The following is a 21766-nucleotide window of genomic DNA, read 5'->3' on the forward strand; positions in this document are numbered from 1 at the left end:
GAGCGCGGCGCTACGGGCGCGCGCTCCCCGGCCTGTGCAGTACCCCAGTAGAAGAGCGCGAGGTGGACCGGGGTGACGACGCCCAGCACGACAAGCAGCCATCCCCGCGCAGAGTTGAGGGCGTCTTCATGCGCCGTGGATCGACCAGTCTCCGTATCTTTGACTCGCACCGTCGGGCCCCGAACGGCCGCTACGCATCGTCGTAGGCCATCGACCGCGAGAGCTCGGGGTAGGCCTCGATCTGCTCGGAGAGTTCGGCGACTCGTTCTTCGGCGAGTTCGATCGCGTCCTCGCCGGCGATGAAGCGCCGCGGCGGATCGTCCTCGCCGGCGATCTCGACCAGCGCGTCGGCGAGCCTCGCCGGATCGTTCGGCTGCTCGCCGCGCTGCTCGGTCCACCACTCCATCTGCTCCGCTCGCCGCTCGGCGTAGTCGTCGATCGACGGATCGGTGAAGGGCATCGACTCCCGGGACGTGAGCGTCGTGCGGAAGAACCCCGGATTGACGATCGTCGTGTCGATGCCGAAGGGCGCGACCTCCTCGGCCAGCGCGTCCATCCAGCCTTCGACAGCGAACTTCGAGGCCGCGTAGGCTGAACTGAACGCGAACCCGGAGAGCCCGGCGCCCGACGAAATCGAGACGACGTGTCCCGAGCGCTGGTCGCGCATGACCGGAAGCACGGCGCGGGTGACATGCATCTGTCCGAGGAGGTTCGCCTCGAGCTGGTGCTCGATCTCCGCCATCGTCATCTCCTCGAAGAAGCCTTTGTACGATATTCCGGCGTTGTTGACCAGTACGTCGATGCGGCCGAACCGATCGACGGCGGCCGCCGCGGCCGCTTCGGCGTCGGCAGGGTTCGTGACGTCGAGTTCCGCGACCAGCAGCGCCTCGTGCTCGCCGACGGCCTCGGTCACGGCGCCCGTGTCCCGACCGGTGGCCACGACCGCGTGGCCGGCGTCGAGTGCGGCGGCGGCGAATTCGCGGCCCATCCCACGACTCGTTCCTGTGACGAACCAGACGTCGCCGTCGAACGCGGCGTCCGAATCGGCTCCCATTGCTCGAACGTATGCGGCCGAGGGGTTTGAGCGTGGTTCTCGCTGCAAAGCGCGTTCGAGTGACCTCGATCGCGGTTTGTCCACCCTCAGGTCGACGTCGAAGCCGTTCCAGCGCTCGAGCGCTGCCCCGATCGACGTCCCGCTACACCGTCTGGCCGCCGTCGACGACCATGGCGTGCCCGAGGACGAACGACGCCGCGTCCGAGCACAGCCAGAGCACCGCGTTGGCGATCTCCGCGGGCTCGCCCATCCGTCCGATCGGCTCCTGTTCGACCACCGACTGGCGGCCGCCCTCCCTGTCGTCGGTGACGCGATCCATCATCGACGTGTCGATAATGCCCGGACAGACGGCGTTGATGCGGAGATCCGTGTCCGCGTACTCGAGGGCTGCCGACTTCGTGAGGCCGACGACGCCGTGTTTCGCGGCGACGTACCCGGATTCGGGGAAGCCTCGAATGCCAGCACCCGAGGAGATATTGACGATCGCACCGCCATGCTCTCGAATCGGTGGGATCTGGTACTTCATCGAGAGGAAGACGCCACGCAGGTCGGTGTCCAGGAGCCGGTCCCATTCCTCGACGTCCAGGTCCGCCGTCTTCACCGAGCGCTGTTCGACGCCGGCGTTGTTGCAGGCGTAGTCCAGCCGGCCGAACTCGTCGATCGTTCGCTCGATCGCCGCCTGGACTTCCGCGGGTTCCCGAAGGTCGCACGTGACGGCGAGTGCGTCGCTCCCGAGCGCGTCGATCCGCTCGGCTGTCTCTCGGTTGCCCGCTTCGTCGATGTCGGCGACGACGACGGCGGCACCCTCCTGAGCGAATGCCAGCGCCGTCGCGCGGCCGATCCCGCCCGCCGCGCCGGAGACGAACGCGACCTCGTTCTCAAAGTCGAAGTACTCGCGCTGTGGGGTCGGCTGTACGTTGTCGGGCATCGAGAATCACCACGACCGTCACTGCCTTACGTTCGTCCATCGGTTCGGAGCCCGCCGAGACCGTCGAGATCGACGAGCGGTAGCGATGGCGAACCGTCGAGAGACGTGGTGCCGATCGGCGAGTCTCGGGCGTTGCCTCTGTGAACGGCGTACCCGCTGGATCCGGAGGTCGCAGAGGATACCGGGCGTAGCGCTCTACCCGCCGCTTCCCGCGGTGTCACCCTCCTCCAGCCGCCGCTCGTACTTCGCGAGCGCGCCCGAAAGTGCGGCCTCCGCGTCGACGTCCGCCGCCTCGGCGAGCGCGAGCAGCGAGAAGTAGACGTCGCCGAGCTCGTCGGCCGACAGGTCGATCGCATCGGGATCGGTGCCGTAGCCCGTCGATTCGTTCGCCTCCTTCGCGAGTTCGCCTGTCTCGCTCACGAGATCGAGCAGGCGGTAGGCCGGCGGCGCCGAGAGGTCCTTGTCCGCGACGAAGGCGGCGACGCGTTGCTGTGGGTCGTCCATGCGACGTCGTTCGAACCGATGGCCGAAAATCGGGGGGTTTCAGCCTGGCGCGGGCTCGGGCTCGCCAGCTGCGTCAGCCCCAGCCGCGACCGTCGTCGTCATCGTCGTCGCCCCATTCGCGGTCGTCATCGTCGTCATCCTCCCTGTCGTGACCGCGTCCACGGCCGTTCCCGCGGTCGTGGCCGTTCACGACCTCGAACATCCGCATCATCTCGTGTTCCTCGTGCTCGAGGACGTGGCAGTGGAAGGGGTACTTGCCCGCGAAGTCGCCGAACTTCACGGCGATGCGGACCGTCTCGTCGGGATTGACGCGGACGACGTCCTTCCCACCGCGCTCGTTCGGGTGGGGCGGTTCGGTGCCGTCCTGGCCGCGACCGATCACGGTGAACTCGACGAGGTGGAGGTGTAGCGGGTGGGTGTGCATCGAGGTGTTCGAGATCTCCCAGACCTCGGTCGTGCCGAGCTGGGGTTCGATCTCGATCGGATCGCCCCAGCGCTTGTCATTGAGGGTGTGGAGTCCCGGATCCGAGCCCATCTGCATCTCCATCGAGATCTGGCGGGTCTCCTGGGCGGCCCGCTCGGTGGGGGTGTGGCGGTACGGCATCCTGAGATCCGTCGGGTGGCGGGTCCGGTCCCAGCCGTCGCTCTCCTCGGCGACCTCGAACTGCATGATCTCGTGGATCTGGGGGTGGTCGCCGCCGCCGTGGCCGTCGTCGCCGCCCATCTCGCCATCGCTGTCCATGTTCCCCATCCCGCCGTCGTGACCGTCGCCGTGGCTGCCACCGGAGTAGGGGAACTGGGCGTCGTTCGTCATGGTGATCGTCTCCCCGGCGTGATCCGAGAAGTCGACGACGACCTCCGCGCGCTCGAACGGCGCGATCACGAGCGTCTCCATGTCGCCGCCGTGACCGATCTCGACGACCTCCTCGAGGAAGCCGTGGCCGGTGGCGATCTGGTACATCGAGAGGCCCTCGCCGCCGTCGTCGTGGTCGCCGCTATCGCCGTCGTGTCCGTCGCCCTCGCTGGCGAGGTTGAGTCCGTACGTTCGCCCGTTCGAGGGGTTGAGAATCCGGAAACGGTACCGGCGCGGCTCGACCTCGAAGGTCGGCCACGCGGCGCCGTTGACGGTCGCGACGTCGCCGGCGAAGTTCGCGACGAACTCGTCGGGGTAGTACAGCAAGCCGTCCTCGTGGAAGGCCCGGTCGGCGAGGACGAGCGGCACGTCGTGCTCGTCCTCGGGGAGCCCCATGTGGCGCTCGCGCCAGCCCTTGACGATGTACGGACCGACGAGGCCGGCGTAGTTGTTGAGTCGGCTGATGCCGCGGGCGTGGTCGTGGTAGACCGTGGACATCCGGGCGTTGCGGTTGGGGATCTCCTGGACGGGCTCCGAGAACCGCGGGCCAGTCACGCCCTCGGGCGAGGTCCACATGTCCGCCTGGCCGTCGCTGGCCGTCGGCGTGTTCAGCCCGTGGAAGTGCGTGACCTGACGGACCTCCGGCACCGGCCCGTCGTAGTCGTGGTAGTTCTCCGTGGTCGTCCCCCGGATCTCCTCGTCGACCTCGAAGACGTGCTCGGTGGGCAGGTCGGAGGTGTCGAAGTGAACGCGGAGCCGGCGGTACTGCCAGCTCTCGATGATCGGGCCGGGGAACTGCCCGTCGAAGCCCAGAATCTTCGAGTCGGGGATGTCGGGGTGGAACGAGTGGGTCCCCGCCTCGACGCTGACCTCGTGATAGGGCGCACCGCGATCCCGTCCGTCGGGTTCACGCGTCTCGGGAATCGGGAGTGGCTGGGCGAACTTCTCGAGGTCGGGCGACCCGTCCCAGGACGCGTGGTGGTCGCCATCGCTTTCCTCGGACGCGGCAGCGAGTGGGAGCCCAGCCACGGTGCCGAGCGCAGCACCAGTCTGGAGCAAGCCGCGTCGTGATATCGGATTCATCGGTCCGTCACCCCGCCGCGACGGCTCGTCGGTGCCGGTCGACCCCCGGACCGGCTGGGTAGTGCCAGGATTACCATTGGTAGCAGTGTGCTAACCATACGGCAAAAAAACTTCTGTGCGTCGATTGACGCGAATGATTAAGCCAGACGACCGTCGGAGCATCGTCTGACGCACCGACCGACCGCGAGAATCGCAGATGGCGTCCGTTACGCACTTGGCGAAAACAGCGGCGAGAACGGCCGAGCTACGCGATTATCAGGCGTGATAGCAGTTGCCAGGAGCCACCACGTCGGAACGATCGGGCCGGCACGGCTATTGTGTCTCAGAGGACACGACAGAAATCGCGTCTGCAGGGCGCACCGGTTGCCGGCGAAGAGACGCTTCGGCACCGATCGAGCGTCGCCCCTGGGAGCGTGGCTACCGCGCGTCCTCGATGGCGTCGAGCGCCTCGGGGTTCTCGATCGAGGACATGTCCCCCAGTTCCTCGCCCTCGTAGGTGCCCGCGATCGCGCGGCGGATGATCTTCCCCGACTGCGTCTTCGGGAACGCGTCGACGAAGAACAGCTCCCGGGGACGGAACGGCTTCCCGATCTCCTCGCCGACCCACCCGACGAGCGCGTCTCGTAGATCCTCTGTCTCCGCGACGCCGGGTTCGACGACGACGTAGGCGACGACGGCCTGCCCGGTCGTCTCGTCGTCGACGCCGACCGCTGCGGCCTGATTGACGTCCGCGTGGTCGATCAGCGCGCCCTCGACCTCCGCGGGGCCGACCTTCCGCCCCGCGACGTTGATCGCGTCGTCCGCGCGGCCGTGGAGGAACCAGAAGCCGTCGGCGTCGCGTTGTGCGAAGTCGCCGTGGTCCCACAGGTCGTCCCAGGTCGACCAATACTCCGCGAGGTAGCGCTCGTCGCCGGACCACAGCGACTGGGTCATGGAGGGACAGGAATCCCGCGCGACGAGGAATCCGCGGTCGGTCGTGTCGACGATCGACTCGCCGTCCGGGTCGACGACGTCGACGTCCATCCCGAGGCCGGGGGCGCCGAGCGTGCAGGGCTTGAGCGACTGGATCGGCATCGGCATCAGGAAGCACCCGAAAATCTCCGTCCCGCCGGAGATGTTGACGATGGGGCACTCGCCGCCCCCGACCTCGTCGTAGAACCACTTCCAGGACTCGGGGTCCCAGGGTTCGCCGGTCGATCCGAGCAACCGGAGCGAGGAGAGGTCGTGGCCCTCCAGCCACTCCTCGCCCTGCTTTTTGAGCGCGCGGATCGCCGTCGGCGAGATGCCGAACACCGAGAGTTCGTGCTCGTCGATCATCCGCCAGAACCGATCGGGCTCCGGGTGGTCCGGCGCGCCCTCGTACATGAAGATCGTGCCGCCGAAGGCGTGGTTGCCGAGGAGGGTCCAGGGGCCCATCATCCAGCCGATGTCCGACACCCAGAAGAAGCGGTCCGAGGGCTGGTGGTCGAAGCCGAAGTAGATCTCCTTGGCCGACTGGAGCAACGCGCCGGCGTGGGGCTGGACGATCCCCTTCGGCTGACCGGTGGTCCCCGAGGAGTACAGCAACATCGCCGGGTGCTGGCTCGGGAGCGATTTCGTCTCGTAGTGGTCGTCGGCCTCGGCGACAGAATCTGCCCACCATTCGTCGCGGTCCTCGTGCCAAAGTACGTCGACGCCGCTGTCGGGATCGCTCGCACCGAGGCGGTCGTAGACGATAGTGTGCTCGACGACCGACTCGTCGGCCGCCTCGCGGGCAGCCGCGATCGCCTCGTCGGCGGTGTCCTTCAGATACACCTCGTCGCCCCGTCGGTAGAAGCCGTCCGCCGTGAACAGCACGGAGCAACCGGCGTCGGACAGCCGCGTCTCGACGGCGTCGACGCCGAAGCCGGAGAAGATCGGCACCGCGATCGCCCCGACCTTGAGGCAGCCGTAGAGGATCGAGATGACCTCCGGGACCATCGGCATGTACAGCCCGACCGTGTCGCCCGTCTCGATCCCGCGATCTTCCAGGGCGTTCGCCACGCGATCGGCCTGTTTCCGGAGGTCCTGGAACGTGATCCGGCGGACGTCGCCGGGTTCGCCCTCCCAGATGCAGGCGACGTGATTACGCGCGCCCGTGTCGCGTGCGGCGTGGCGATCCAGGACGTTGTGCGCGGCGTTGATCTTCCCGCCGGGGTACCAGTCGGTGAACTGCGGTCCGTCGGAATCGTCGCGAACCCGGTCGTAGTCCTCGTCGAACTCGATGCCGAGTTCGTCGGGCAGGACGTCCCAGAACCACTCGACGCCGGAGTCCGGTTCGCCCTCGACCTCTGTCGTCGTCCGCTCGATCAGTTCCTCGTGGTCGTCGATGCCGTACCGCTGCATGAACTGCCAGACGTTCGTCGACTCCACGAACTCCCGGTCGGGCTCGTGGACGACCTCGTCGATGTCCTCGAGGGTGTCCATACGTGGTCTGTAGCGAACGTTCCCCATAGTTCTTGGTCCACTGGAACGGTCCCCGCTCGCCGCGAAGACGGGACGTCCTCGCCGCAGCCGGTACTGGCGGAGTGACAGATCGGCCCCGTATCACTATCCCCTCCTGTGACCAAGAGACACCATGACCAGCGAACGATTCGGCTACCTCACGCCCCAGACCCTCGGCCTGTTCACCGATCGGTACGAACTGACCATGATGCGGGGCTACGGCGAGAACGACCACACGCCCGAGGCGACGTTCTCACTGTACTACCGTTCGCTACCGACGAACCGCGGGTACGTGATCGCCGCGGGACTCGAACAGGTCCTCGCGTACCTCGATTCCATCGAGTTCGGCGAGCGTGCCCTGCCCCACCTCCGGGCGGAGGGGTTCCCCGAGGGATTCCTCGACGTCCTCGCCGACTTCGAGTTCACCGGCGACGTGCGTGCCGTCCCGGAGGGGACCGCGGTGTTCCCGAACGAGCCGCTGCTCGAAGTCACCGCACCGATCGAACAGGCACAGCTGTTCGAGACGCTCGTGCTCAACCAGGTCGGCTTCCAGAGCCTGATCGCGACGAAGGCTGCGAGAATGCGCGACACCGTGGACCGTCACGACGAGGACGTCACGCTCGTCGACTTCGGCTCCCGTCGTGCCCACGGCACCGACGCCGGAGTGAAGGCCGCACGCGCCGCGTTCGTCGGCGGCTTCGACGGAACGTCGAACGAGGCGGCAGCGGAAGCGTTCGACCTCCCCGCGTACGGGACGATGGCCCACTCCTGGGTCCAGAGCTTCGAGACCGAGCGGGCGGCCTTCGAGGCGTTCGTCGACGTCTACGGCGAGGACGCCGTCCTCCTGATCGACACCTACGATACGGTCGCCGGCGCTGAGACCGCGCTCGACGTAGCGCGAGAACGCGACGTGGACGTCCGCGGGGTTCGCCTCGACTCCGGGGACCTCCCAGCGCTCTCCGTCGCAGTCCGTGAGATCCTGCCGGCGGAGATGGACGTCTTCGTCTCCTCCGGCGTCGACGAGTTCTTCCTGCGCGAGTTCTACGAGCGGGACGGCGTCGCCGACGGCTTCGGCCCGGGCACGTCGCTGACGACGAGCAAGGACGCGCCGACGCTCAACCCGGTGTACAAACTCGTGGCCGTCGAGCAGGACGGCGAGATGACGCCGAGCACGAAGCTCTCGGCCGGGAAAGTGTCCTACCCGTGTGCCAAGAGCGTCCACCGGTTCGAGGACGAGGACGGGTTGGCACGCGACGTCGTCGCCCGCAGGGACGAGGACGTCGGTGGTCGCGAACTCCTCGTCGACGTCGTCCAGGACGGCGAGGTGGTGTACGACAGTCCCGACCTCGCGGCGATCCGAGACAGGACGGCCCGAACGCTCGCGAAGGTCCCAGCCGGGGTACGAGCCATCGAGGACCCCGAGGAGTATCCCGTCGCGATCAGCGACGGCCTCGCGGCGACCACCGACCGCCTCGAGGCCGACCTTCGCAAGGAGGCGGGGCTCGAGTGATCCGTCGGGAGGACCCAGCAGTCGTTCCGAGGCGGGGCTTGCGGCCAGCGACTGGACCGACGGCCTGACCAACTGCTGCGGATCGTCACTCGGAGAGCGACGCCCGATACTCCTCGACGACTGCCCAGGTCGACTCGTCGTCCGGGAAGATGGCGAGCGGGTCGTTCTCGTGGGTGTAGGTCGTACCGGTCGTCGGGTCGTGGAGGTCGGGCGCCCAGAGCGCGACCCCATTCAGACCGGTCTCCCCGGCGGCCTCGAACCCCGTCTCGAGGTAGGCGTTGCGCTTCGCGAGGTCGTACTCGGTGCCCGTGTCGACGTGGACGCCGAACTCGCCGAGGTACGCGGGTTTCCCGACCTGCTCGTGGGCCTTCCGGACGTGCTCGCGGACGTACTCGGCGAAGGCATCGTGGCCGCGTTCGTTGATTCCATCCCACTCGTACACCGGGTAGTCGTGGAAGGAGCAGGCGTCGACGTGCTCGGACCGGTGGCTCTCGACGTAGGCGTTGCGAACGTTCCAGTCCTGGTACGTGTCGCCCGTAGCGCCGTGCATGCCGGAGCCGACGAGGTGCGCGTCGTCGATGGACGTGACGTGCGCCGCCGTCGCGTCGTACCATTCGGCGAGGGATTCGCCGCGACGGTCGCCGTGGTACTCCATCTCGTTACCGACCTCCCACATGAAGATCGTCGGGTCGTCGCGGTACGCCAGCCCCGTGATCCGGTTCTCTCGCGTCAGGACGTGCTCGACGTAGTTCCGGAAGTACCCGTTGGCCTGCTCGTCGGTGAAGAAGTCGTTCCGCGTCTCGGCGGTGTCCGACCAGTCGGCGTAGGCCGCGGGGCTCGGTGGTTGCTCGGCCGTCGCCCAGTTCTGGATCAGCGGGAGGATCAACCGGACGTCGCGTCGCTTCGCGGCGGCGATCACGTAGTCGAGGTGCTCGAACCACTCCTCGCGCAGGTTGCCGGGGCCGGCGTGGACGGAAGCGTCGGTCCAGCCGGGGGTGAAGGCCCAGGTCCTGACGACCGAGACGCCGCGATCGGCGACGTAGTCCAGCCACCGGTCGACGTAGGACTCGCCCCACTGCGCGACCGGGAGGTGATTCGAGTTCGCGCCGAGGAACCGGTACGTCGACCCCTCGAGGACGAAGTCCGTTCCCTCGGTCTCGACGAACGACGCGGGATACCGCTCGACGGCGACTGTCGTCGATCCCCGATCGCGGATCTCGCCGGCGGTGCTCGCGCTCGCAGCGACCTCGTGGTCGCCGACGGCGTCGAACGCGTGCTCGACGGATACCGTCTCGCTGGCGCCCGGCGCGACCGACACCGACTTCGAATCGAGAACCTCGCCGTCGACCGCCACCTGGACGTCGACGTCCGCGGTCGCGTCGCCGTCGTTTCGTACGTCGACGGACGTCGTCGCCGGGCGCGTCTGGCGCACCGTTGCCGGCTCGAGGTCGATCGACGCGATACGTGGTTCCGGCGTCCCGTCGTCGCCGCTTCCGGTGTCGCCTGTCGAGCCGTCGGCCACGTCTCCCGAATCTTCCTGGGCCGATCCCTCGCCGTCCGTCGACGAATCCCCGTCGCTCCCGCTACAGCCGGCGAGTGCCGTCGCGGCGACGGCAGCGAGGTACGCACGCCGACGGAGCGGCCGCTTCGAAGCGCCACGTCCCCCGGTACGGTCTCCAGTCACGCGGGTTGCTATCGGCCAGTTTCTGAAAACGATTCGGGCCGTCCCGGGGTCGTCACGAACGGGCGGTCGAGCGAACCGGGGACGAACCCCCGCGAACACTTTTCCCCCGAGCGCACCCCACCATCGACTATGGCCGCAATCCGCACCGAGGACCTCACCAAACGCTACGGAGACGTCGTCGGCATCGAGGACGTCTCGCTCACCGTCGAGGAGGGCGAAGTGTTCGGCTACCTCGGCCCGAACGGCGCGGGCAAGACCACGACGATCCGCGCCCTCCTCGGGTTCATCACGCCCACGAGCGGTTCCGGCGAGGTCCTCGGCGCGGACATCTCCGATCCCACCGCCCTCCGCGAGGCCAGAGCCGACGTCGGCTTCCTCCCCTCGGTGATGGGCTTTCCCGAGGAGGTCACCGGACGGCGCTACCTCGATCACCAGGCCCGGATCCTCGGCGACGAGCGACGAGACGAACTCCTCGAACTGTTCGATCCGCCGCTCGACCGGGCGATCGAGGAGTACTCGACGGGGAACCTGCGGATGCTCGGGATCGTCCGGGCGTTCATGCACGACCCCGACCTCGTGATCCTCGACGAGCCCACCTCCGGGCTCGACCCGCTGAAGCAGTCCCACTTCAACGCGTTCGTCCGGGGGGAGGTCGCCGACGGCACCACGGTGTTCTTCTCCTCGCACGTGCTCGGCGAGGTCCGGCAGGTCTGCGATCGCGTGGGGATCTTGCGCGGTGGCCGCCTCGTCACCGTCGAGCCCGTCGACGAACTGCTCCACCGCGGCGGCAAGCGAGTTCGCGTCGTGACCGACGAGCCCGATCGGGTCGGCGCGGGCCTCGACGGCGCCGTCGAGCGGACCGTCCACGACGGCGAGGTCCAGTTCACCTACGCCGGGGACTACCAGGCGCTCCTCCACCACCTCGCCGCCCTCGACTCCGTCCAGGACGTCGAGATCGCGGAGCCGCCGCTCGAGGACGTCTTCTTGCACTTCTACGGCGAGGAGAACGAGATCGGAGCAGAAGCCGCGACCGTTGCGGATCCAGCACCTGCCGGGACCGCCACCGGTACGGAGGGCGACGATGTCTGAGCGCGCGACCGATCGGTCCACTCGTCCGACGCTCGAGATCGCGCGCTTCGACGCCGGCCGACGCCTCAAGGGCTCGTTCGCGCTCTCCGTCGGGATCGCCTTCTTCGCGCTCCTCTTCACCTCCTTCTTCCCCTCCGTCGAGCAGATCGACGTCGAGGAGTACACCGAGGCGATGCCGGAGCTGTTCCGGGAGCTGTTCAACATCCAGGCGATGACCTCGGTCGAGGGGTTCCTCGCCGTCGAGGTATACCAGTTCATCTGGGTCCTCCTGCTCCCGCTGTACGTCGCCTACCTCGGCGCCGGGATCGTCGCGGGGGACGCCGACCGCGACCGGCTCGACGTCCTGCTCTCGCTGCCCGTCTCGCGCAGCCGGCTCCTCGCCGGCAAATCGGCAGCGCTCGCGCCGGTCATCGTCCTCCCCAACGTCATCGTTCCGCCGGTCGTCTACGTCGGCGTCCTCGCCCTCGGCGAGTCGATCGATCCCATGGCGCTCGTCGCCGTCCACGCGCTCTCGGTCCCCTTCTTCCTCGCTTGCGGGGCGATCGGCGTCCTCGCGTCCGTGATCGTCCTCGACGGCGACCTCGCGCGCCGGGTCGCCCTCGCAGCGATCTTCGCACTCTACCTCCTCGAGTCCCTGTCGGTCGTCGCCGAGCAGGACTGGATCGGGGCGATCAGCCCGATGCGGTACTACGATCCCACTGAGATCATGGTCGACGGCGCGTACGACCTCGTCGGCGTCGCGGCGCTCCTCGCGATCGCCGGCGTTGCCCTGGGAATCGCGACAGTTCGATTCCAGCGCGTGGACGCGCCCTGACGCGATACCGACTCGCCGCACCGTAGCTACGCTGGGTCGTCACCAGCCTCGATCGAGACGCGCTGTAGCGGGCTCTGGAGCGTCAGGATCCGAACGTCGCCCCACGGTAGACCACGTAGCCACAGAATACGCCGAGATAGAACACCGCGAGCACCGCCGTCAGCAGCGATCGGCCCAGGAGGACGATCAGCACGATCACGACCGGCCCGAGGAGCAAGAGGGAGTCGAACACGCGGTCGTCCGCACCAGATTCGAACACCTGCGAAACCACCGGAAGATCGTCGAGATTCACGCGTACAACCCACCTCGCTGGAACACGGTGCGGAGCATCACGAGCACCGGGATGATTTCGAGTCGACCGATCCACATGTGGAAGAGGAACGTGACTTTCCCGATCGTCGGCAGCGAATCGGGGCCAGTAATGCCACTGGAGAGCCCGACGTTCCCCTGCGCACTGGCCACCTCGAAGAAGACGTTTGGCAGCGTATAGTCGTCCGCAGGAAGCGCGAGGAGTAGCACGAACGTGCCGACGACGAGGAACGTGACCCAGAGGACGAAGACGATCGCTGCTTCCATGAACTCTCGACTCGACGCTTCGTCGTTCAGCCGACGGCCGTTGATAACCAAGCGGCGCACTGCACTCTCCGGGTAGAAGACCTCTGAGATCTGATACCGGATGCCCTTCGCGAGCGTCAGTCCACGGATGATCTTGATCCCGCCAACGGTCGATCCAGCGGCCCCGCCGACGAACATGCCGAACGTAACCGTAAGCTGGGCGTAGGATGGCCACCGGCCGATCGCCACGTTCGTCGCGTCGACGGCCGTCTGGAAGCCCGTACACGTGGCCGCCGAGACGAACTGGAACAGGCCATAGCGGAGCGCTGCGAAGGGAGTCTCGTAGGGACCCGCGAAGTAGAGCAAGCCCCACAGCAGCGCCGACCCGGTGCTCATGTAGAGAAAGACCCATCGCGTCTGCAGATCGCTGTAGAAGTTGCGGAGGTCTCCCTGGAGAATGAGGTAGTGGACGGGGAACGCGATGCTCCCGAGGAGCATGATGGGGATGAGCGCGAAGTCGATGGCGACGCTGTCGTAGGTCGCGATCGAGTTGTCGGTGATCGAGAACCCGCCCGTCGAGAGCCCCGTCATCGCGTGATTGATCGCGCCCCAGATCGGCATCCCCGCCAGCCACAGCGTGAGGATAGCGCCGAAGGTGAAGAGGATGAAGATCCACCAGATCGTTCGGACCGTCGAAACGACGCTGGGATGGATCTTCTCCGATCGCGCCTCGCTTTCGTAGAGCGTCAGCGACCCACTGCCGGGCCGTGAGAGGATCGCCGTCGTGAGCACGATCACGCCGACGCCACCGACCCACTCGCTGAAGGTCCGCCACCACTGGAGCGTCCGCGGCAGCGCACTTTCGTCGTCTGTCATCGTGAGTCCGGTGCCGGTGAACCCGCTCATGCTCTCGAAGATCGCGTTGAGTGGATTCGTGAACGCCGCCAGCGTTGCGGTCTGCTGTGGGGTCGAGACGATCGGCACGCCGAGTTCGACGCTCCACGCGACGAGCAGGAACGGAAGTGAGCCGAAGAGGCCGACGAAGAGCCAGCCCGCCGCGGCCACGATCATGCCGTGGAGCCGGCCCGGTGCATCCGCGCTCCTGTATCGGCGGTAGAGGAACCGGCCGATACCCAGTGGGACGACTGCAGAGACGAGCAATGCGGGGAGGGCGAAGTACTCTCCCCAGGCGAGCGTGACGAGAACCGAGACGATCATGAGGCCGCCGAGCGCCTCCAGTATCCGTCCAACGTCTCTCCCGATCGTCGCAGCTGCTCCGCTCATGCGCCTGTCGAGCGACCGCGCTGCATTCTGTCGAGGGTTCCCACGTTCGACATTGTCAGATCACTCGGCGTGGTCCTCGTAGTGGCCGAAAATATCGGTGATCTCTGGATCGGCCCCAACGGCGGAATACACCGTCAAGAGATCCCCCGATTCGAACGTGATCCCTCCACGGGGCGTGATCGGCTGATCGACGCCCGATCGTTCGATCGCTACGACGAGCATGTCGTCGGTGAGGATGCCATCGGCGGCTGCTTCTTCTATCGTCTTCCCAACGATGGGCGCGTTCTCCGTGACGGTGATCTCGAACACCTCTGCGTCTTCCCCGATTCGCATGTAATCGACGATCGCGGGGCGGGCGACTGCCCGGTAGAGGTACTCGGCGATGAGCTCCTGTGGATTTTCCATGGTATTGACGCCGATCTGCTTGAACAGGCCCATGTGCTCGGGGTTGTGAACGACCGAGAGGATCGACGGGACCTCGAACTCCTGGGCCAGCAGACAGACCATGATGTTCGTCGCGTCCTGATCGGTCGTCGAGATGAGGGCGTCTGCCCTGTCCGCTCCTGCGTCTTCGAGCGTGTCCTTCGTCGTCGCGTTGTCGTTGAGAACGAGGCAGTCGAAATCGTCTGCTGCTCGATTCGCACGAGCCTCGTCCTTCTCGATCACGACGACCTCGTTTCCGGATCGCGTCGCGATGTCGATCAGTGGCGTACCGATGTCGCCTGCTCCAACGATAATGATGTACATGGATAATCACACCGCCAGTCGCTGTGAAATCGCCTGCCGTATCGACGTTGGTGAGCGTTCCTGACCGCGAGCCATCACCACGGTTCGGTTCACGTTGGCACCGATCGTCTCGGGCAGTGATCCGAACACCGCCTGTGAGACTGCGCCGGAGCGCGTCGCCCCGACGCAGACAGTGTCGTACTCGTCGGCAGCGTCGATAATCGCCCGTTCAGTGTCCTCCGCGACGATCACCTCCGTCCGGACGGTGGCGTCCGCAATATCCGCGGCCTCGATGACGTCGTCGATGATCGCCTCACCTCGGTCGGTGGGCGATTCCGCCTCGTCCTCCGCAGGTGATTGGACGTTGAGGAGCGTGAGTGAGGCGTCCTCCGCCGCTGCAGCGAACTCCGCGGCACGACGAGCCGCGACGGACGCGTGTGGCCCTTCGCCCGCGAGGACCATGATGTCCCCACGTCCACGGCCTCCCTCGGGCCCGAGTTTGACGAGCGTCGTGTCACACGGTGCGCGACCGACGACCGGATCGATCGTCGATCCGAGGACGTGCTCACGTCGGCTCTGTGTTCCTTGCCAGCCGAGGAGCACGTGATCCGCATTCTCCTCCTCGATGACGTCGAGGATCACCGAGCCAGCGTTCCGGCCGACGATCGCCCGCGTTTGCAACCCGACGTCGAGGTCGGCAGCGATGTCCCGTGCCGTCTCCAGCAGTTCCTGCTGGCGCTGGACCCGCTCCTCCTCGAACGCGAGGTCCTGCGACAGCGACGTCTGCCGAGGGACCTCGATGACGTTCACTGCGATCAACTCCGCCTGCTCGTCTTCGTGGGCGTGGGCGCTTGCGGCAGCCATCCGAAGCAGGTCCCGTTCCGTCTCGGGATTTGCTATCGGAACCACGACGCGATAGCGTCCCGTGCCGTCGCCGACTGCGGTCGGTTCCGGGGCGATTGCGTCACCGACGAGACTCCTGCTGGGCGCTCGGTCACTCGCATAGACGAAGTACCAGACGACGCCGAACGCGACGATAACGGCCCCGATGGCCTGCACGACGACGCTCATCTGCACCAGGATCGCCAAACAGGCGACGAACCCCACGATCGGGACGATCGGGTAGAGCAGCCGCGGAATTTTGAAGGCCGGATCGTACGCCTCCGGGTCGGCGCGCCGGAGGACCACGACGGCGACGTGAACCAGCGCGTACGTCACGAGATACATGAAACTCGCCACCTCTGCGAGCGTATCGATTCCCACACCGACCGCGATCAGCAGCAGCGTGATGATCCCGGTAGCGGTGATCGCGCGGTAGGGCGTTCGGAACCGCTCGTGGACTTCGTTGAGCCAGTCGACGAGGATGCGATCGCGTCCCATGGCGAAATTGACGCGAGCCGCGGACAGGATACTGGCATTCGCACTCGATACCGTTGCGAGCACCGCTCCCACGATCATCAACAGTGCGCCGAAGGACTCGGCTGCTGATGGAGAGATATCGACGAATGGAATCCGGGAGACGCCCGTTGCCAGTGGCGAAAAGATATTCTCGGCTACGTCTGCCACCGGAATCTGCGAGGAGGAGAGCGCGTCGATCGAGAGCGTTCCTGTCGCCACGAACATCACGCCGACGTACATCAACGTCGGCGTGACCACGGCGGCGATCATCGCAAGGGGGAGATTCCGGCTCGGATTCTTGATCTCTTCTGCGCTGGTCGCGATGACCTCGAATCCGATGAACGTCACGTAGACCGTACCGATCGTCGCGGCGACCGCTGGCCAGCCGTTCGGATTGAACTCCTGATAGCTCGGGCCACTGATAAACCCGAGCGCCAGAAATGCGAAAATGAGTCCGACCAGCGTGAGCACGATGACGTTCTGCAGTGCGCCCGTCTCCTTTACGCCGTAGTAGTTGACCGCCGTCAGGAGTGCTGCCATGACGAGGGCGGCGACCGTGATCCCCAGTTCTCCCCACCCTGCCAGGAACCCGACGTACTGGCCGAGACCCGGGAGGAGGTACTGGCCGAACCCGATCATGTAGAAGGCGCTCGCGAACGTCAATCCCGCCCACATTCCCCAGCCGACGATGCTTCCGAAAAAGGGGCCAAGCGCCCGGTTGACGTAGTAGTAGCTTCCGCCGGCTTTCGGCATTCCGGTCGCTAGCTCCGACAGCGAGAGCGCGGCCAGGAGCGACACCAGTCCGCCAGCAAAGAACGAAACCATGCTCGCTGGGCCAGCCTGTTCGGCAGCGATACTCGGGAGGACGAAGATGCCCGCACCGATCATCGTCCCGAGGCCGATCGTGTAGGCCTCCAGGAACCCGAGGTCGCGGGCGAGTTCCTGATCCGCTTCACTCATCGATCGTCACCTCTCGTCGTCGACGGCTCGCCTTCCCCGATGATCGAACGGTCGTTTCTTTCATGCTTCGTCGTCCCCTTCGGGAAGGGCGATTACCGGCCGATCCGCTTCGGTGACGAGCTTGAGAGCCGTGTCGCCGGAGAGGAACTGGACGATCCGGCTACCGCCTCGCGGGCGGAACGCGATCGCGCTCGCCTGGACGTCGGCGGCAGTGTCGACAGTCGCTCCGACGACGTCTCGGTGGTAGACCAGCTCCGTCGCTGCGTTCGGGATGGTTTCTCGAAACGCAGCGAAGGCGTCCTCGGCCCGCTGTTCGGCTTGCTCGACGGAGAGCTTGTCCGGTGCACCGCCTGCCTTCTCGACGACGTGAACGACAGTCACGCGGTCGCACTCGTACCCACCGAGGATCGCTGCCGTGGCGCGTGCATCTTCTTCGTTCGCGACCGGGACGAGCAGATGGTCCGTGATCGAAGTCGGCATATCGTTAGTCCTCACCCGATTCCTCGGTTTGTTCACTCCCGCAATGCGGACAGACCGCCGTGTCGCCAACGATCGTTCCGCCACAGGAATCACACCGGGCCTGCTCCGAATCGTGGACGTCGCCCAAAAACCGCCACTCCAGGGTTTCCTCCCCATCGGGATGCGGTGTCCGCTGAACGTGGTACATGGAAGTCACGTGCGTTGCCGCGCCGTCTCCATCCGGATCGTCTGGATGCTTACGAACGATTGCGTAGGCGCCGTGATTTTCGATCTCGAGTACGTCGCCACTGGCAGTCGCTCTGATTTCGTCTTCGAGCGGGGTCCGAATCGATTCGATGCGCCGCTGTGCATAGGAGACCACTGCTTTCAACTCGGATATCTCGAGGCCGTCGAGCCGTTCGATCAGGGCGTCTGAAAGCTGGTCTGATGGATTCGGTGCCTCCCCTGATTCAGTCATCTTACGCCTCCGTATCGGAACCGCCCCTCGGCGAGTTGGTCGTCGTACGTTCGCTACGTACCTCTTGGAACGGTCGAACAGACGGCACTCCGCTGTCAGTCGCTCGGATTCGGATGTGCGTGCGCGCCAGAACTGGGGGCGGCGTCGAGACGGATGGCGGTACGGGCATGGAGGGACAGATGGAACGGAATGATAAAAATACCTAGGGTCTGCGAACGATAGCGAACTTATAGAGAGAAGAATTTTCTAATCGTTTTTTCCAATCGTTCTGGCGTCTCACTGCCCTGAACCGGTGAAGCACGGTTCACGTATTCGCCTGTATGCCGGCGATCGGGCCTCGCTGCAAACAGATGCGTGATCAAAACATCAATACTACCGGAGGACCATCTCCGTCGTATAAATATGAGCCTTGAGATCGATTCGATCGACGAACGTATCCTCTACTATCTGGCACAAGAGGCTCGACACACGTCCGCGCCCGACATCGCCGAGAACGTCGACGTCTCACCGCCGACGGTGCGAAATCGGATCCGCCGACTCGAGGAGGAAGGGGTCATCCGGGGCTATCACGCCAACATCGACTATCAGAAGGTCGGTGGACGACTGACGAACCACTACGTCTGTAGTACTGGGAATCGCGACCGGCAGGAAATGGCGCAGCGAGTGCTCGACATTCCCGGAGTCATCAACGTCAGAGAGATCATGTCCGGCAAGGGGGATCTCCGAATTTCGGTGGTGGGGTCCGATACGCAGGACCTCACGCGGATCGCGCAGGACATCACCGCGCTCGACATCGAGATCGACGACGAAGACCTCGTTCACCGAGAGTATCTCCGCCCGTTCGCCCCGTTTGGGCCACGCGACGCGGACCTGGTTTCGCCCGTGACCGGCGTCGCCGGTCTCGCTGGAGACGCCGACGTCGTCGAGGTGCTCGTTCGAGAGAGCGCACCCATCGCCGGTCGAACGCTGCAGGAAGCGAACGAACGCGATATCGTGCCGCCGGACGTGTTGGTCGTCCGGATCAATAGAGACGACGACTCGATCACGCCAACGGGGGAGACGGCAATCAGAGAAGGCGATTTCGTCACGATTCACTCGCGGACGGGCGTGACCGACGCAACGCTCGAAGCGTTCACCGGCCACTCTTCGGACGCAGAATAGCCGGTTCGGTCGCGACCGTGGCAGGCGAGGCGACGGGAGTCGAGACGGCGATCGACGTATCGAGGCTGACGGGACCGATTCGGGAAACGCGGCGCGAGTCCCAGGGGATCAGACCGGGGCCGGATCGAAGCGGGCCGATGGCCAACCCGAGCGAACGCCCGGGTGGCGAGACGCGTCAGTCGGCTGGGCTCGTCCGTCCTCGTGCGGACACGCCGAGAGGGCCCGGCACCGACAGGTCGACGCGCCGGAGCAACTGGGCGTTGATCGCGACGATCACGGTAGAAAGCGACATCAACACCGCACCGACCGCGGGCGAGAGCACGACGCCGATCGGCGCCAGGACGCCCGCTGCAAGTGGGATCGCGAAGACGTTGTAGCCGGCCGCCCAGACGATGTTCTCCTGCATCTTCCGGTAGCTGGCCTTGCTCAGCTTCACGAGCCGGACGACGTCCATCGGATTGTTCTGGACGAGGATCACGTCGGCCGACTGGACGGCGACGTCGGTGCCGCTCCCGATGGCGATGCCGACGTCGGCCCGCGTCAGTGCCGGCGCGTCGTTGACGCCGTCGCCGACCATCCCGACGCGATTGCCCTGGTCCTGGAGCTCCTGGATCTTCACGTCCTTGTCCTCGGGCAGTACCTCGGCGAACACGGTGTCGATGCCCAGTTCGTCCGCCACCGCATCGGCCACGTCCCGTGAATCGCCGGTCAGCATCGCGACCTCGATGCCCAGTTCGTGGAGCGCGTCGACGACAGCGTAGCTCTCCTCTCGGATCACGTCCGCCATCGCGAACGCGGCGAGCAGCTCGCCCTCGCGGCTCGCGGGGCCGTCGTCCCCGCTCCCTCCCTCCGGGACCTCCATTCGCTCGGCCCCGCGGACGAGATAGACCACTGTCTGGGCGTTCTCGCCGGCTTCGTCGGCGAACGACTGCAGTTCCGGCAGTACGCCGCTCTCGAGCTGGTGCAGCAGGTTCGGACCGCCGACGTAGAGCTCCTCACCACCGACGAGTGCGCGAACGCCCCGTCCCTTGATCGCCTCGAACGCCCTCGATTCGGGCACGTCGACGCCTCGCTCGCTGGCCGCCTCGCGAATCGCGCGGGCGATCACGTGCTCGGAGTCGCCCTCGACCGCGGCCGCGAGCGCCAGCGCCTCGTCAGCGTCGACGCCCTCGACGGTCGCCGTCCCGACGACGCCGTGTTCGCCCTCGGTGAGGGTCCCGGTCTTGTCGAAGACGATCGAATCGAGGTTCCTGGCGTCCTCCATCGCGATGCGATCCCGGATGAGCATCCCATTGCGTGCGGCCAGGGACGTGTTGATAGCGACGACGAGCGGGATCGCCAGCCCCAGCGCGTGCGGGCAGGCGATGACGAGCACCGTCACGACGCGTGCGATCACCTCGGCGTCGAACGTGACGGCGACCGTCCAGGCCACGCCGGTCACGGCCGCGGCCGCGACGGCGACGTAGAACAGCCAGCCAGCCGCCCGGTCGGCGAGCACCTGGGTCCTGGACTTGCTCTGCTGGGCCGACTCGACGAGGCGCATGATCCCCGCGAGGGTCGTGTCCTCGCCGATCGCGTCGACGCGAACGCGGAGGCTTCCGTCGCCGTTGACGGTGCCGCCGATGACCTCGTCGCCGGGCGTCTTCGAGACCGGCCTCGACTCGCCGGTGATCATCGCCTCGTTCACGTCGGAGTCGCCCTCCTCGACGACCCCGTCGGCGGGAACGCTCGCCCCGGGCCGCACCAGCACGAGGTCGCCTTCGGAGAGCTGGTGGACCGGGACCTCCTCGGTCTCCCCCGACTCGACGATGCGCTCGGCCGTGTCGGGCATGAGTTTGGCGAGTTCGTCGAGGGCGCTGGAAGCCCGCCGGACCGACCGCATCTCGATCCAGTGGCCCAGTAGCATGACGTCGATCAGGGTCACCAGCTCCCAGAAGAAGGGCTCGCCCCAATCGACGGCCACCGTCGCCAGACTGTAGACGAACGCGACGGAGATCGCCATCGAGATGAGCGTCATCATGCCGGGTGCGCGATCGCGGAGCTCCGGGACTGCCATCCGGAGGAAGGGTACCCCGCCGACGGCGAAGACGATCACCGAGAAGACGGGGGAGATCCACTCGCTCCCCGGGAACGCTGGCGCGGAGAACCCCAGCCACCCCTGGAGCGTTTCGCTATAGAGCAACACTGGGATCGAGAGCAGCGTCGCGACGAAGAAGCGACGACGAAACAGCTGCTCGTGGCCCTCGTGCATCCCGCCGTGGCCTCCGTGATCGCCGGCGTCTCCGTGGCTGCCGCGGTCTCCATGACCACCGTCACCGCCTGGGCCGCCCTGGTCGTGCTGCCCCTGCCGACCTGCTCCCGCGTGGCGCGCCTGGTTTTCGAGCATCGACTGCTCGCGAGGCGTATCCTCGGCCGGTTCGCCTGCACCGTGCCGGGAGTGGTCCTGCGACGGCCCCACCGCCGACTCACGTTCGTGATCGTCCATGCATTCGATCCGTTGGAACGACAGTTCGCTGCCGAAGATAATGGAACTATGGCCAGCAACGGCCAGTGCCCGAGAGCCCGTGGTCGTCACGAAGTCGGCAGCGTCCCGGACCGGCCGCTCACGTCGGTGGCACCGAACGGACGCCCGAGTGGCGAGACGTCGCACGCACCGCTGCCAAACGAACGTAAGGCTGCGACGCCTACAGAAACGGTGTGCCCGACGATACCCCAACCACTGACGCCATCGACGAACGGCTCGAGAAGATCGGCCGCTTCTCC

General features: G+C 66.2%; 17 protein-coding genes. 4 read left to right on the forward strand and 13 right to left on the reverse strand.

Annotated features, from left to right (window positions below; all coding sequences use genetic code 11):
- Positions 1–190: 190 nt before the first annotated feature.
- The 5 genes from L593_RS05305 to L593_RS05325 form a co-directional block, all read right to left on the reverse strand.
- Positions 191–1054 carry an SDR family NAD(P)-dependent oxidoreductase gene (locus L593_RS05305; protein WP_020445913.1) on the reverse strand — a complete coding sequence of 288 codons (864 nt, stop codon included), beginning with the start codon at positions 1052–1054 and terminating at the stop codon, positions 191–193.
- A 142-nt stretch (positions 1055–1196) separates the two neighbouring features.
- Positions 1197–1982, reverse strand: a complete 786-nt coding sequence (locus L593_RS05310) for a glucose 1-dehydrogenase (RefSeq protein ID WP_020445914.1) — start codon at positions 1980–1982, stop codon at positions 1197–1199.
- Positions 1983–2177: 195 nt separating this feature from the next.
- Positions 2178–2486 (reverse strand): MazG-like family protein, encoded by a 309-nt coding sequence (locus L593_RS05315; protein WP_020445915.1) that lies wholly within the window; start codon positions 2484–2486, stop codon positions 2178–2180.
- A gap of 73 nt (positions 2487–2559) precedes the next feature.
- Positions 2560–4422: a multicopper oxidase family protein gene (locus L593_RS05320; RefSeq protein ID WP_020445916.1), complete on the reverse strand. Its 1863-nt coding sequence runs from the start codon at positions 4420–4422 to the stop codon at positions 2560–2562.
- A 417-nt stretch (positions 4423–4839) separates the two neighbouring features.
- A complete protein-coding gene (locus tag L593_RS05325; RefSeq protein ID WP_020445917.1) occupies positions 4840–6867 on the reverse strand; it encodes an AMP-binding protein in 2028 nt (675 codons plus the stop codon).
- 151 nt (positions 6868–7018) lie between these two features.
- Between L593_RS05325 and L593_RS05330 the strand changes: the two genes are divergently transcribed.
- Positions 7019–8395: a nicotinate phosphoribosyltransferase gene (locus tag L593_RS05330; RefSeq protein WP_020445918.1), complete on the forward strand. Its 1377-nt coding sequence runs from the start codon at positions 7019–7021 to the stop codon at positions 8393–8395.
- 85 nt (positions 8396–8480) lie between these two features.
- Here the strand turns inward: L593_RS05330 and L593_RS05335 are convergent, their stop codons facing one another.
- Complete coding sequence (locus tag L593_RS05335; protein WP_020445919.1) at positions 8481–10079, reverse strand: cellulase family glycosylhydrolase; 1599 nt, start codon at positions 10077–10079, stop codon at positions 8481–8483.
- A 129-nt stretch (positions 10080–10208) separates the two neighbouring features.
- On the opposite strand from L593_RS05335, the gene L593_RS05340 reads away from it, so the two are divergent.
- Both L593_RS05340 and L593_RS05345 read left to right on the forward strand, forming a co-directional pair.
- Positions 10209–11168: an ABC transporter ATP-binding protein gene (locus L593_RS05340; protein WP_020445920.1), complete on the forward strand. Its 960-nt coding sequence runs from the start codon at positions 10209–10211 to the stop codon at positions 11166–11168.
- On the forward strand, positions 11161–11982 hold the full coding sequence (locus tag L593_RS05345; protein WP_020445921.1) for an ABC transporter permease subunit: 822 nt from the start codon (positions 11161–11163) through the stop codon (positions 11980–11982). The genes L593_RS05340 and L593_RS05345 overlap by 8 nt, the downstream gene beginning before the upstream one ends.
- Positions 11983–12064: 82 nt before the next feature.
- On the opposite strand, the gene L593_RS05350 is transcribed toward L593_RS05345, so the two are convergent.
- Genes L593_RS05350 through L593_RS05375 form a run of 6 tightly spaced genes read right to left on the reverse strand, consistent with a single transcriptional unit; the run spans position 12065 to position 17842 of the window.
- Positions 12065–12274: a hypothetical protein gene (locus L593_RS05350; RefSeq protein ID WP_020445922.1), complete on the reverse strand. Its 210-nt coding sequence runs from the start codon at positions 12272–12274 to the stop codon at positions 12065–12067.
- Positions 12271–13821: a TrkH family potassium uptake protein gene (locus tag L593_RS05355; RefSeq protein WP_020445923.1), complete on the reverse strand. Its 1551-nt coding sequence runs from the start codon at positions 13819–13821 to the stop codon at positions 12271–12273. The genes L593_RS05350 and L593_RS05355 overlap by 4 nt, the downstream gene beginning before the upstream one ends.
- A gap of 60 nt (positions 13822–13881) precedes the next feature.
- A complete protein-coding gene (locus L593_RS05360; RefSeq protein WP_020445924.1) occupies positions 13882–14568 on the reverse strand; it encodes a TrkA family potassium uptake protein in 687 nt (228 codons plus the stop codon).
- Positions 14569–14574: 6 nt separating this feature from the next.
- Positions 14575–16905 (reverse strand): amino acid permease, encoded by a 2331-nt coding sequence (locus L593_RS05365; RefSeq protein ID WP_020445925.1) that lies wholly within the window; start codon positions 16903–16905, stop codon positions 14575–14577.
- 60 nt (positions 16906–16965) lie between these two features.
- Positions 16966–17385, reverse strand: coding sequence for a universal stress protein (locus L593_RS05370; RefSeq protein ID WP_020445926.1), 420 nt, complete (start codon positions 17383–17385; stop codon positions 16966–16968).
- Positions 17386–17389: 4 nt separating this feature from the next.
- Positions 17390–17842, reverse strand: coding sequence for a hypothetical protein (locus tag L593_RS05375; RefSeq protein ID WP_020445927.1), 453 nt, complete (start codon positions 17840–17842; stop codon positions 17390–17392).
- Between the two features lie 402 nt (positions 17843–18244).
- On the opposite strand from L593_RS05375, the gene L593_RS05380 reads away from it, so the two are divergent.
- Positions 18245–19003: an Lrp/AsnC family transcriptional regulator gene (locus L593_RS05380; protein WP_020445928.1), complete on the forward strand. Its 759-nt coding sequence runs from the start codon at positions 18245–18247 to the stop codon at positions 19001–19003.
- A gap of 175 nt (positions 19004–19178) precedes the next feature.
- Here the strand turns inward: L593_RS05380 and L593_RS05385 are convergent, their stop codons facing one another.
- On the reverse strand, positions 19179–21488 hold the full coding sequence (locus tag L593_RS05385; RefSeq protein ID WP_020445929.1) for a heavy metal translocating P-type ATPase: 2310 nt from the start codon (positions 21486–21488) through the stop codon (positions 19179–19181).
- Positions 21489–21766 lie beyond the last annotated feature (278 nt).

The organism is Salinarchaeum sp. Harcht-Bsk1 (genome assembly GCF_000403645.1).
Taxonomy (GTDB): domain Archaea; phylum Halobacteriota; class Halobacteria; order Halobacteriales; family Salinarchaeaceae; genus Salinarchaeum.